Origin of the sequence: Acinetobacter sp. 148, assembly GCF_031196675.1 — a bacterium.
GTDB classification, from domain to species: domain Bacteria; phylum Pseudomonadota; class Gammaproteobacteria; order Pseudomonadales; family Moraxellaceae; genus Acinetobacter; species Acinetobacter baumannii.
In genome coordinates this window covers 33,526-45,497 of sequence record NZ_JAVIMT010000066.1, presented here as the reverse complement: position 1 = coordinate 45,497, position 11,972 = coordinate 33,526, and the positions used below count along the sequence as shown (strand labels likewise).

The 11,972-nt window shown below is 38.2% G+C and carries 10 protein-coding genes; 3 read left to right on the top strand and 7 right to left on the bottom strand.

Annotated elements, in window-relative coordinates:
- Positions 1-193 precede the first annotated feature (193 nt).
- Positions 194-1,099 (top strand): protease HtpX, encoded by a 906-nt coding sequence (htpX, locus tag RFX69_RS11945; RefSeq protein WP_000984535.1) that lies wholly within the window; start codon positions 194-196, stop codon positions 1,097-1,099.
- Positions 1,100-1,149: 50 nt separating this feature from the next.
- Here htpX and RFX69_RS11940 read toward each other — a convergent pair whose 3' ends face one another.
- Together RFX69_RS11940 and RFX69_RS11935 are read right to left on the bottom strand one after the other, a co-directional pair.
- Positions 1,150-1,725, bottom strand: coding sequence for a DUF4112 domain-containing protein (locus RFX69_RS11940; RefSeq protein WP_001135457.1), 576 nt, complete (start codon positions 1,723-1,725; stop codon positions 1,150-1,152).
- Positions 1,726-1,797: 72 nt separating this feature from the next.
- Positions 1,798-4,893 carry a multidrug efflux RND transporter permease subunit gene (locus tag RFX69_RS11935; RefSeq protein ID WP_289332673.1) on the bottom strand — a complete coding sequence of 1,032 codons (3,096 nt, stop codon included), beginning with the start codon at positions 4,891-4,893 and terminating at the stop codon, positions 1,798-1,800.
- Positions 4,894-5,156: 263 nt separating this feature from the next.
- Between RFX69_RS11935 and RFX69_RS11930 the strand changes: the two genes are divergently transcribed.
- Positions 5,157-6,299 (top strand): glycerophosphodiester phosphodiesterase, encoded by a 1,143-nt coding sequence (locus RFX69_RS11930; RefSeq protein WP_032059408.1) that lies wholly within the window; start codon positions 5,157-5,159, stop codon positions 6,297-6,299.
- Between the two features lie 44 nt (positions 6,300-6,343).
- Here the strand turns inward: RFX69_RS11930 and RFX69_RS11925 are convergent, their stop codons facing one another.
- A complete protein-coding gene (locus RFX69_RS11925) occupies positions 6,344-7,306 on the bottom strand; it encodes an MBL fold metallo-hydrolase (RefSeq protein ID WP_000732900.1) in 963 nt (320 codons plus the stop codon).
- Between the two features lie 106 nt (positions 7,307-7,412).
- Between RFX69_RS11925 and RFX69_RS11920 the strand changes: the two genes are divergently transcribed.
- On the top strand, positions 7,413-7,787 hold the full coding sequence (locus RFX69_RS11920) for a diacylglycerol kinase (RefSeq protein WP_289332672.1): 375 nt from the start codon (positions 7,413-7,415) through the stop codon (positions 7,785-7,787).
- 175 nt (positions 7,788-7,962) lie between these two features.
- On the opposite strand, the gene groL is transcribed toward RFX69_RS11920, so the two are convergent.
- From groL to RFX69_RS11900, 4 genes are all read right to left on the bottom strand, one after another.
- Positions 7,963-9,597 (bottom strand): chaperonin GroEL, encoded by a 1,635-nt coding sequence (groL, locus tag RFX69_RS11915; RefSeq protein WP_001274623.1) that lies wholly within the window; start codon positions 9,595-9,597, stop codon positions 7,963-7,965.
- Between the two features lie 58 nt (positions 9,598-9,655).
- Positions 9,656-9,946 (bottom strand): co-chaperone GroES, encoded by a 291-nt coding sequence (gene groES / locus RFX69_RS11910; RefSeq protein WP_000065579.1) that lies wholly within the window; start codon positions 9,944-9,946, stop codon positions 9,656-9,658.
- Between the two features lie 185 nt (positions 9,947-10,131).
- A complete protein-coding gene (locus RFX69_RS11905) occupies positions 10,132-10,890 on the bottom strand; it encodes a metallophosphoesterase family protein (protein WP_005128066.1) in 759 nt (252 codons plus the stop codon).
- A complete protein-coding gene (locus RFX69_RS11900) occupies positions 10,871-11,809 on the bottom strand; it encodes a diacylglycerol kinase family protein (protein ID WP_001247651.1) in 939 nt (312 codons plus the stop codon). The genes RFX69_RS11905 and RFX69_RS11900 overlap by 20 nt, the downstream gene beginning before the upstream one ends.
- Positions 11,810-11,972: the final 163 nt, after the last annotated feature.

Genomic DNA, 11,972 nt, shown 5'->3' with positions numbered 1-11,972 from the left:
GATCTATTACTCCCACTGTCGTGTTCAGAGGGGCCTTCTAATAACTTGTTTAATTTAAATACATTCTTAGATCGCAAAGAATGTATTGATTCCTTATTTTTTTCTTGAATTTTTCCCCTAAGCGCCGCATATTAGCTGAGTGATTTATAATTTATAAATCAGATAATATTTTATTTATAAGAGGATTTTCTCAATGATGCGGATTGGTTTGTTTTTGCTTACCAACCTCGCGGTACTGGTTGTAGCTGGCATTATTTTGTCACTCTTCGGTGTCGGTAGTTACCATGGCGCGGGTGGCTTAAATCTAGGCAACCTTTTAGTCATCTGTTTTGTGTTCGGTATGGTGGGCTCTTTAGTCTCTCTATTCATGTCCAAATGGATGGCTAAGAAAACTACTGGTACAGAACTGATTGACCCAAATGCTCCTCGTAACCAAGCTGAAAGCTGGTTATTGCAAACAGTCGCTGAACTTTCTCAACGTGCTGGTATTAATATGCCAGAAGTTGGTATCTTCCCTTCATATCAGTCTAATGCCTTTGCAACAGGCTGGAATAAAAATGATGCCTTAGTTGCCGTTTCAAGCGGTCTACTTGAGCGTATGAACAAAGATGAGCTACGTGCTGTGCTCGCGCACGAGATCGGCCACGTTGCAAATGGTGACATGGTCACATTGGCGCTCATCCAAGGTGTTGTAAACGCCTTCGTTATGTTCTTTGCTCGTGTAGTAGGTGACTTTATTGACCGTAATGTCTTTGGTCGTCAAGACAATGAAGCCCCAGGTATGGGTTATTTCATCATTACAATGGTTCTAGATATCGTGTTCGGTATTCTTGCCTCTGCCATTGTGATGTGGTTCTCTCGTTACCGTGAATACCGTGCAGATGAAGCCGGTGCGCGTTTAGCTGGTAAACAAGCAATGATTTCTGCTTTATTACGTTTGCAAGCTGAAACAGAGTTACCTGACCAAATGCCAAAAGAAATGAAAGCGTTCGCAATTGCGGAAGGTAAAGAACAAGGCTTTAGTTTAGCTGCATTGTTCCAAACTCACCCTACAATTGAACAACGTGTGGCAGCTCTACACCAATTAGATTGCCCATAAAACGTTTAATGTAAAAATAAAGCCTCCAAATGGAGGCTTTATTTTTTTGATTACATGGTTTGATAAAGCCCCCAAAGGTAACTTGCACCCCACCACACAGCTAAGCCAATTAATAGCAGTACAAACGCACCTAATAAATCGGGTATGTGCAACCATAACCAACTCACAACAGGGTTACGCCAGAATGCCGACTGTTGCTGCTTCTTTTCGAGCTTTTCATGTAAATACGGATGAACGACATGAATATCACTTTGGATCGCATATTCTTCACGAATATGCGTATGCACCACATCTAATGCTTTTCGACTTGGTCGTATAAAAATATCGAAAATAGTCCCTGCAACTGGAACAAAACCGACTACGGCATCGACTACAGCAAGTTTGATCACTGGAGTGAGCTTATGCTGAGGCACACCTATTTGTTTAGCCTTATAGATGGCATAACACGTCAGTGCGAACCCAGCGACATCACCTGCAATTGGAATCGTACTCAGCGCAGCATCAGCACCAATACCCTGCTTTGTAAAAGGAATACGAACTGCACTGTCCATCATGGTTGCGAACTTGGCAAGATCCCGTTCTAGGGCGATAACCTGCTGCTGTGTTAATTTTTTTTCTTGAGGCATCAAAATCAAATATAAGAAGAAAAGTTAATCTTAATATACTTGATTTGATGCCCGTTTTTAAATTGTTTACTTTTAACTAGTAGCTTTCGATCTGAACAAGGAACGCAGTAACACGTACATGACTGGAATAAAGAAAAGAACCAGTACAGTACCAAACATAACGCCACCTAAAATACTAATACCGATTTCTTGACGACTTACAGCTCCAGCGCCTTGTGCAAACACAAGAGGAATCACACCAGCACCAAAAGCCAAAGATGTCATTAAAATCGGTCTTAATCGTAAGCTCGCACCTTCTAAAGCTGCCTGAATGGCATTCTTACCTTTTTCTTGCGCTAAGGCCGCGAATTCAACAATTAAAATGGCATTTTTACATGACAAACCAATAGTCGTTAATAGCGCAATTTGGAAATACACGTCATTTGGCAAACCAAAAATATAAGAGAAAATCACACTTCCTCCTACACCAAGCGGAATAGATGTCATTACGGCGGCAGGAATACTTAAGCTTTCATATAAAGCAGCTAAACATAAGAAAATAAATCCAGCCGAAATTAAATATAACCACACAGCCTGATTAGTCGACTTCTGTTCTTCAAAAGATAAACCTGTCCACGCTAAACCAATATCTTTTTGTTGGTTAACAAGTTGTTCTACATCTTTCATCGCTTGGCCAGAACTGCTGCCACTCGCAACATCTGCTTGTAGTTGTAAAGCACTATATCCCATATAGCGTTTTACAATTTCCGGCGCCCCGCCCCAGCTAAAGTTGGCAAATGAACTAAACGGAACCATTTCATTTTGGTCATTACGTACAGACCAGTTATATAAATCTTCCGGTTTAGATCTAAACTCGGCATCACCTTGAATCATGACACGTTTAATACGTCCCCGATCAACAAAGTCATTTACATAAGTTCCGCCCCATGCGCTCGACAAAGTGTTATTAATTGCCGATAGCTGTAGTCCATTTGCTAGTGCCTGTTTCTGGTCAATCTTAATATTAAGATTTGCCTTGCTATTGGTTGACTGCTTATCAAAGTTTTCGAAGGTTGAATAATTTTTACTTTGAGCCTGCAATTGGCGGAAGGCACTATCTAGAAAATCTTGCCCTTGCCCATTCAAATCCTGAATCCATAAATCCAGACCATCTGTTTGACCTAAGCCATTAACTGAGGCAGGTAAAGTCACATTAATCTGTGCATTATTAAAATGACTAAAGTATTTCATTGCACGCTTTTGTATAGCCTCAGCCGAGTTTTCTTTTCCTGTTCGGACATCCCACGGTTTTAGAGCAATAAACCCTTGTGCCAAGTTTTGTCCCGTGCCCGAATAATTTCGTCCATAGCGGATTAAAACCAAATCTACGTTTTTATCTTCTTGAGTTAAGAAATATTGGCGGACTTGCTCACCAATTTTCTGGCTTTGAGAAATTGGTGCGCTATCTACGAGCTTAATTTGAACACTTAAAATTCCTTGGTCTTCTTTAGGAATAAAACCGCTTTTTAAACCGTTATAGAACAGCGTAAAAACGGCAATTAAAGCCACAAAAATCACAATAACTGATTTACTGTAATGAATACTCGTCTGAACAAGCTTGATATATTGATTTTTAAGTTGCTCAATCTTTTGGTTAAACCATACGGCCCAGCGCTGAGGTTGAGGGTTTGGTTTTAAAATTAATGCACATAAAGCCGGTGTTAAAATGAGCGCAACAATAAGGGACAACGCCATAGCGGCAACTAAAGTAATAGAAAACTGACGGTAAATCACCCCAATTGAACCGCCTAAAAAGGACATTGGAATAAAAACAGCAGTTAAAACCAACGTAATTCCGACTAAGGCCCCACTAATTTCCCCCATCGACTCAATAGCAGCTTCTTTAGGAGATAAGTGCTGTTCATGCATGAGCCGCTCAACGTTTTCCACGACCACAATCGCGTCATCGACCAGCAAACCAATCGCAAGTACCAGCGCAAATAATGTTAAGGTGTTAATACTAAAACCAAGCACATATAAGACAGCGAAGGTTCCTAAAATTACAACTGGAACAGTAATACTCGGAATGAGCGTAGCACGCCAGCTTTGTAAGAACAGGAACATGACCAAAATAACCAGAATAATCGCCTCTACCAGAGTCTTTACTACTTCCTTAATTGACTCTTGAACAAAGGGCGTATTATCTCGTGGATAAACGATTTTATAACCCGCTGGTAGTTTCGTTGTAAGCTGATCTAGAGTTTGGTGGATGAGCTTAGAGGTCTGAATTGCATTTGCACCCGAAGATAAAGAAATACCCAAACCTGCGGCAGGATAGCCATTAATAGTGTTAAAAGACTGATAGTTTTCTGCACCTAACTCAACTCTGGCAATATCTTTTAAATACACATAACTCGCCGTTTTATTCGACTTCACGACAATATTTTTAAAATCCTCAACTGTTTTTAAGCGAGAACCTGCTGTGACTTTTGTATTTAAATATTGACCGTCAATTACGGGTAAGTCACCAATTGCCCCTGCGGCGACCTGAGTATTTTGTGCGGTGATTGCATTCGCTACATCACTTGGCATTAAATTATATTGTTTTAATTTATCCGGATTTAACCAGATACGCATGGCATATTGTGAACCAAATACATCAGTTTCGCCCACCCCTTCAATACGGTTCAGGTTATCTACCACATGCGTAGTTAAATAGTCCGATAGCTCAATGTTTCCTGTTTTACCAGTCGAGTCATATAAGCCAATTACCATAAAAGTATCACCCAGTGACTTACTTACCGTAACACCTTGGCGTTGAACTTCATCAGGTAAGCGACGTATTACGCCACTAATACTATTTTGTACTTGGACCTGAGCAGTATCCGGATTTGTTCCGTTATCAAAACTTATAGTGATTCGACTACGTCCAGATGAGTCACTTGATGAACTAAAATAGAGTAAGTGATCAATCCCTTGTATTTGCTGTTCTAAAATTTGAGTAACACTTTGCTCAACCGTTTGTGCATCTGCACCACTATAGTTGGCTGACACAGTAATTTTAGGTGGAGCAATGTCTGGATACCGTTCTACAGGCAAATTCATAACCGAAAAAATACCGAAAGCCATAACAATGATCGCCAATACATTGGCAAAAATGGGGCGTTGAATAAAAAATTTAGATAGCATGGCTGCTCGGTATGATGTCGTTAATTAACAGAAGTAAATGCCGCTTCGAGACCTTGTGATGATCAACGAGCGGTATAAAAAAGACAAGTAGAATTAAACAATAAATGTAATTAAGACAAAAACAAAGCGTGATTGAATATTTCCAACAAACCAATAAAAAACCAGTTAACGAGTGTCACTTAAAATTCATGAATTCTTCATGATCATGTCAAACAAAGCACCGAAACTTGAGTCGTTTCAACTAAAACAATATGAGTAGAATTATGTTTAGAAAAGCACTTTTATGCTTAAGTTTAATTAGCTTGGTTGGTTGTAATGATGACGATAAAACTGAAACGACGCCAACCACGCCAGAATATCAACTTCCTAAAATTTTAGTAGTAGGACACCGTGGCGCTAGCGCTTTACGTCCTGAACATACTTTAGCTTCATATCAAAAAGCGATTGATGACGGCGCAGATTTCATTGAACCTGATCTAGTCTCTACAAAAGATGGCGTACTGGTTGCCCGCCATGAAAATGAGATTGGTGGAACAACCAATGTAAGCACTTTAAGTCAGTTTGCAGACCGTAAAAAAACAAAAAATATTGATGGCGTCGACTTAACCGGTTGGTTCACGGAAGACTTCACTTTAAGTGAATTACAGCAGCTTAAAGCGCGTGAACGTATTCCTGAGTTTCGACCAGCCAACACAGCTTATAATGATCTTTACCCTGTCCCAACTCTAGAACAAATCATTGAGCTTGCCGAAGCTAACTATAAAAAGACGGGGAAAATTATAGGGTTATATATTGAGACGAAACATCCGACTTATTTTAAAAATCAAAATCTGGCAATGGAAGATACTCTTCTAAAAACCTTAGCCAAATATAAATATACACGTGATATTGCACCTGTCTATTTACAGTCTTTTGAAGTGAGTAATTTAAAATATTTAAAAAATGAGCTGGATCTTCATAAGACGCTTAAACATGCACAAATTATTCAGCTATACGATTCAAAAACATCTCGACCAGCAGACTTCGTAGAGTCTGGTGACACTAAAACTTATGCAGATTTGGCCACAGCACAAGGGTTAAAAGATGTTGCCAAATATGCAAATGGTGTAGGACCAAGTAAAGGTTACATACTGACCTTTAATAATGATGGCTCTTATAAAACTAGTACGTTTATTTCTGATGCACATACGGCTGGCTTAAAAGTACATCCTTATACTTTCCGACCAGAAAATAACTTCTTACCAGCGCCGTTAAAGTGCAGCTCAGATAAACCTGCAGAACGTTGTCCATCTGGTGCGTTAAAAGAGTTTGAAGCCTATTTCAAGGCAGGCGTTGATGGCGTCTTTACAGATGACCCAGCACTCGGTCGCGAAGCTGTCACTAATTTTGAAAAAGCAGTAAAATAACTCAATCTTCATAAAAAAACAGGGCAATGAATGCCCTGTTTTTTTTATTTATCAAGACTGTTATTAAAATATAAAGGAATCCACTGATACTGCTCAGCACTCACTTTATACACATGGCCAATTCCAGGGAACGGTAAATGCGGGGCAGCTACCCATTGTTGCTTATTTGAAATTTCAGCAAACATTTTTAAACGAGTATTAATTGCCTGCTCTGAATTTACATCAAAATCTACCCCAGTTTTTGGAGCATCAAACTGTAAAGAATGTGAGTGGACAATATCACCAACAAAGACAATTTGTTGCCCTTTACTCTTCAAACGGAAGCTATGGTGTCCCGGTGTGTGCCCATGTGTATTGATCACTTCAAAACCTTGAATAACATCACCATCTTTAAAGGTTTTGAATGCTTTTTTTGCTTGATAAGGTGCAAGTGCAGCTTTTACGTTTTTAACAGTACCTAAATAATTTTCTTTTTTATCCGCTGGTACAGTTTTTTCATTTGCTGGATTTAACCAATAATCTGCTTCACGTTCATGAGCATAGATCGTTGCATTAGGAAATACGGCTTTTCCATTTTGAGCAATACCGCACACATGGTCTGGATGTAAGTGGGTCAATAAAACAGTTTTCACATTGGCAAGTTGATAGCCCGCTAATTCAAGATTTTTAGCAATTGAACCTAACTGTGGACCAAAACAACTCGCAGCTCCACTGTCAACAAGCGTCAAACTTTTACCATCATCAACTAAAAAGGCATTTACTGAAGTCTGAATCCCCTTCTCATTTACAGCAGCATATTTCGTTAAAATTTTAGTTTTTTCAGCCGGACTTAAATTTTTAAACAATTTAGGATCTAGATAAATAGTGCCATCGAGCAAGGAAGTTATCCGATAATTACCAAATTGATGATGGTAATATCCGGGTACTTGTTGAGCTGAAGCTGGTTCTGCATAGCTTATATGCAAGCTACCCATGATAAGTCCTAAGGCTACAAATAGTTTTTTCATCTCTTCTTCTCTATGGAGTTATAAAGTCAAAATCTTTAAAAAAGATTTAATATTTTTTTAAGGGCTGCACTATATAATGCATGAAAAGTGTCAAAAATATAAGTGAATGGATAGTTATTCTCCCTATAAAGGTAAAAGTGGCCTAAAGCGCATCTTGAATGCCACCAGTTATTCAATTTCAGGATTTAAAGCTGCTTATCAAAATGAAGCTGCATTTCGGCAAATTGTTTTAATTAATCTTGTACTCATCCCTATAAGCTTTTTCCTGGATGTAACTCGCGGCGAACATACCCTGATGATCATTGTCTGTTTATTTGCCATCATTGTTGAGCTCTTCAACTCTGCCATTGAAGCAGTGGTTGACCGAGTTTCACTCGAGAAACACCAACTTTCCAAAAATGCAAAAGATATGGGTAGTGCCGCTCAGTTTGTTGCACTTTCTATTATTGTCGCCACTTGGCTTATTATTTTATTTGGATAAAAAAAACCATGCTTATAAATAGATAAGCATGGTTGTAACAAAAGAGGAACTTCTAGCTGCTGTTCCTGTTTTAATTTTAGGGTTCTGAACTTAACTTATTCTTAAAATTAATGGAAAAATAAAAAAAATCCCTGCGAATGCAGGGATTTTTTTGGGTTAAAGCGTTGATGCGTTATTACATCATTCCGCCCATACCACCCATACCGCCCATATCTGGAGCAGCTGGTTTGTCTTCCGGAATGTCAGTAATCATACATTCTGTAGTTAACATTAAGCCAGCAACAGAAGCAGCGTGCTCAAGTGCAGAACGAGTTACTTTAGCTGGGTCAAGGATACCCATTTCTAACATATCACCATATTCGCCAGTTGCAGCGTTGTAACCGAAGTTACCTTCACCATTCTTAACAGCGTTGATAACTACAGATGGCTCATCACCAGCATTCGCAACGATTTGACGAAGTGGAGCCTCGATCGCACGGCGTAAAATGTTGATACCAGCTGTTTGATCTTCGTTAGCGCCTTTTAAGCCTTCAAGAGCATTTACAGCGCGAACAAGAGCAACACCACCACCAGCAACAACACCTTCTTCAACTGCTGCACGAGTTGCGTGAAGTGCGTCGTCTACGCGGTCTTTCTTCTCTTTCATTTCAACTTCAGTTGCAGCACCGATTTTAATTACAGCAACACCGCCTGCTAACTTAGCAACACGTTCTTGTAATTTTTCACGGTCATATTCTGAAGTAGATTCTTCGATTTGAGCACGGATTTGTTGAACACGTTCAGCGATAGCAGCAGCATCACCAGCACCGTCAACAATAACTGTGTTTTCTTTAGAAACAGTAATTTTGTGCGCTGTACCTAAATCTTGAAGAGTTGCTTGTTCTAAAGACATACCAACTTCTTCAGAAATAACTGTTGCGCCAGTCAAGATCGCAATGTCTTGAAGCATTGCTTTACGACGGTCACCGAAACCAGGAGCTTTAACAGCACATACTTTGATGATACCGCGCATGTTGTTTACAACAAGAGTTGCAAGCGCTTCACCTTCAACATCTTCAGCGATGATAAGAAGTGGTTTACCAGTTTTAGCAACTGCTTCTAAAACAGAAATCAATTCACGAATGTTGCTGATTTTTTTATCAACAAGAAGGATGAACGGATTTTCAAGTTCAGCAGTTAAAGTATCTTGTTTGTTTGCAAAGTACGGAGAGATATAACCACGGTCAAACTGCATACCTTCTACAACGTCTAATGCGTCTTCGAAGCCAGAGCCTTCTTCTACAGTGATTACGCCTTCTTTACCTACTTTTTCCATTGCTTGAGCAATAAGTTTACCAACAGTAGTATCAGAGTTAGCAGAGATTGAACCTACTTGTTCAATTGCTTTGAAATCATCAGCTGGTTTAGCAATAGAACGGATATTTTCAACTACAGTTTTTACTGCAATGTCGATACCGCGTTTTAAATCCATTGGGTTCATACCAGCAGTTACTGATTTGATACCTTCATTTAAAATTGCTTGAGCAAGTACAGTTGCAGTTGTTGTACCGTCACCTGCGATATCGTTAGTTTTGCTTGAAACTTCACGAACAAGTTGAGCACCCATGTTTTCAAACTTGTCTTTTAATGAAATTTCTTTTGCAACAGTTACACCGTCTTTAGTGATGTGCGGCGCACCGAAGGAGCGGTCGATCACAACATTACGGCCTTTTGGACCTAAAGTCACTTTAACCGCATCTGCAAGTACGTTTACCCCTGCAATCATTTTTGAGCGAGCTGAATCACCAAATTTTACGTCTTTAGCTGACATATTAAACTCCGAATCTTTTTAAATACTGAATCTGATAATGAATTGAGTTATGGATCGATTAGCCTTCTAATACAGCTAAGATGTCTGACTCTTTCATGATTAAGAGTTCTTCACCATTTACTTTAACTGTTGTACCTGCATAAGTACCAAATAACACCTTGTCACCAACTTTAACATCCAAAGCACGTACGCCGTTATCAGTGATTTGACCATTGCCTACTGCAATTACTTCACCTTGAGATGGTTTTTCAGCAGCAGAACCTGGCAATAAAATACCGCCAGCAGTTTTGGTTTCTTCTTCTACGCGACGAATCACAACGCGATCATGTAATGGACGAATGTTGCTCATAATTAACTCCATCAGACTTAGTCTTTTTGATTAATCGTTATTGCTTTAATCCAGAGCAATAACAAAATATTTAGATGTCACTTTTGTGGGGATGAAAAAAATGGCTTCAAGGGGAAATAAGAAAAAATTTTCTCTTTTTTGAATATTTTTTAAACAATCAAATATTTAAGCTCATCTAAACCAAATCAATATGAAGTGAATTCAGCCAGCTGTTCATTAAACCAATAATGCTGAATTTTTCCTTCATTTGAAATTGTATTAAAGCTATTTGGATTATGATGATATAAGCGAGTAGAAGTTGCTGTACCTGCATGTATATCAAAAATAGGATGATCTATTTTTAAAGAATAAATCTGAGTTAAATCATATATAGCTGTTTTATGGAGATGCCCATGTAACATTCCAAATAGACCAGTAGTACTCCACTTTTCTAAAGCGATTTTGCCTAGAACCGGACAATCTTTTATTCCATGCTTATTATCAGGCGGCGTATAAAAGGGTTGATGAAAAACAACTAGCTTTATTTTATTTTTAGGTCCCCTGTCTAAACGCTCATAAGTAGCTTGAATTTGTTCAATCGAAATATGCCCACGCGTATGATAACGACGACGTATACTATTCACCCCAACAATATAAAAATGTTCAGTTTCTAAAGTCGGCTCTAATTCACCAAAAAAATATCGATAACGGGTAAATGGAGAAAAAAAACGGTTCCAGATATGATACAAAGGTATATCGTGGTTACCAGGCACCACAAGATAAGGAATATTGAGGCTATCTAAATACTGTCGACATTTAAAAAATTGTTCATATTTGGCGCGTTGAGTAATATCGCCGCTCACAACAATCACTTCAGGCTGTTGCTGAATACAAAAATCTCTTATTGCCTCTAAACACTCTTTTTTTTCTGTCCCAAAGTGTAAATCAGACAGATGTAGTAACATTCGGCACCATAATATTTAAAGCATTTTTTTCTACAGTGAAATTTAAAGGAGGTTTCATCTCTATGATTTCTCCATCTAAGGCCACTGTGAGTTTGGTTTTCTTTGCACATTCAACAATGACATGATCAGCACAAAAACTATATACATCTTGTGCATCTTCAACTTTACCTTGAACCCATTGCCAAAGCATATTTAGTAAACTCAGCTTATCACTTTTTGTAATTACAACTCCAGCGACTCTTCCCTGTGCTGCACATTCTGCAATTCTGAGCTTCATATCACATAGTTGCAATTGGTTATTTCCAAAGAAAATAAGCGGCGCTTTAACTGGGTATTTCTTGCCATCTACAGTTATAGAAAGCTTCATTGATTTATTTTCTCTCAATAAAACATCTAAAGCTGAGGTATAGGCATGTAAAGGCAGTCTTCCTAAATATTTATTGTAGAGTTCGCGTTTTTTGATAAAAAGAGGATATAAACCTAAACTGGCATTATTTAGATAAATATGATCATTAATAACTGCTACATGTACTGACCTAGGTTTACCTGTTGCAATAACCTCTGCTGCCTCTAAAAGGTCTAACGGAATCTCTAAAACTTTAGCAACATAATTAAAAGTCCCTAAAGGCAGAATTCCCATGGGAATAGAAGTATTTTTAAGTTTAGTTGCAACCGCATTTAAAGTACCATCTCCTCCTGCCGCAACAACCACTCCTGTATTTTCATTTTGTGAATGTCGATGAATAACATTATTTATCAAATCATCAAATAATGTATTTTCATTTAATTCAAATACTTGTATTTCAAAACCATATTCTGTAAATACAGTCATGAGCTGCTCATAGACGTCTTCATGTTTTGAAGCATGAAATCCTGATTTTTCGTTATAGATGATTGAAAGAGGTTTCAAAGGCCGCATTTTATTATCGTAAAGTCAGTTCTTTATTCTATTTTGTATATAAAATCGCCTATTAAAAGTCTCTTTATGTAAATTTTGAATGAGCTTCATTTGTATAATCAATAATAATTCTCAAAAAAATTTTTCAAGCCTAACTAATTGATTTTAAACAAAATAATTTAGA

What these genes read in the sequence shown, in the direction of transcription:
- RFX69_RS11925 (WP_000732900.1), bottom strand. Translation starts at nt 7,306, where the DNA reads ATGAAAAAACTATTTGTAGCCTTAGGACTTATCATGGGTAGCTTGCAT.
- htpX (WP_000984535.1), top strand. Translation starts at nt 194, where the DNA reads ATGATGCGGATTGGTTTGTTTTTGCTTACCAACCTCGCGGTACTGGTT.
- RFX69_RS11905 (WP_005128066.1), bottom strand. Translation starts at nt 10,890, where the DNA reads ATGTTACTACATCTGTCTGATTTACACTTTGGGACAGAAAAAAAAGAG.
- groES (WP_000065579.1), bottom strand. Translation starts at nt 9,946, where the DNA reads ATGAGCAACATTCGTCCATTACATGATCGCGTTGTGATTCGTCGCGTA.
- RFX69_RS11920 (WP_289332672.1), top strand. Translation starts at nt 7,413, where the DNA reads ATGGATAGTTATTCTCCCTATAAAGGTAAAAGTGGCCTAAAGCGCATC.
- groL (WP_001274623.1), bottom strand. Translation starts at nt 9,597, where the DNA reads ATGTCAGCTAAAGACGTAAAATTTGGTGATTCAGCTCGCTCAAAAATG.
- RFX69_RS11935 (WP_289332673.1), bottom strand. Translation starts at nt 4,893, where the DNA reads ATGCTATCTAAATTTTTTATTCAACGCCCCATTTTTGCCAATGTATTG.
- RFX69_RS11900 (WP_001247651.1), bottom strand. Translation starts at nt 11,809, where the DNA reads ATGCGGCCTTTGAAACCTCTTTCAATCATCTATAACGAAAAATCAGGA.
- RFX69_RS11930 (WP_032059408.1), top strand. Translation starts at nt 5,157, where the DNA reads ATGTTTAGAAAAGCACTTTTATGCTTAAGTTTAATTAGCTTGGTTGGT.
- RFX69_RS11940 (WP_001135457.1), bottom strand. Translation starts at nt 1,725, where the DNA reads ATGCCTCAAGAAAAAAAATTAACACAGCAGCAGGTTATCGCCCTAGAA.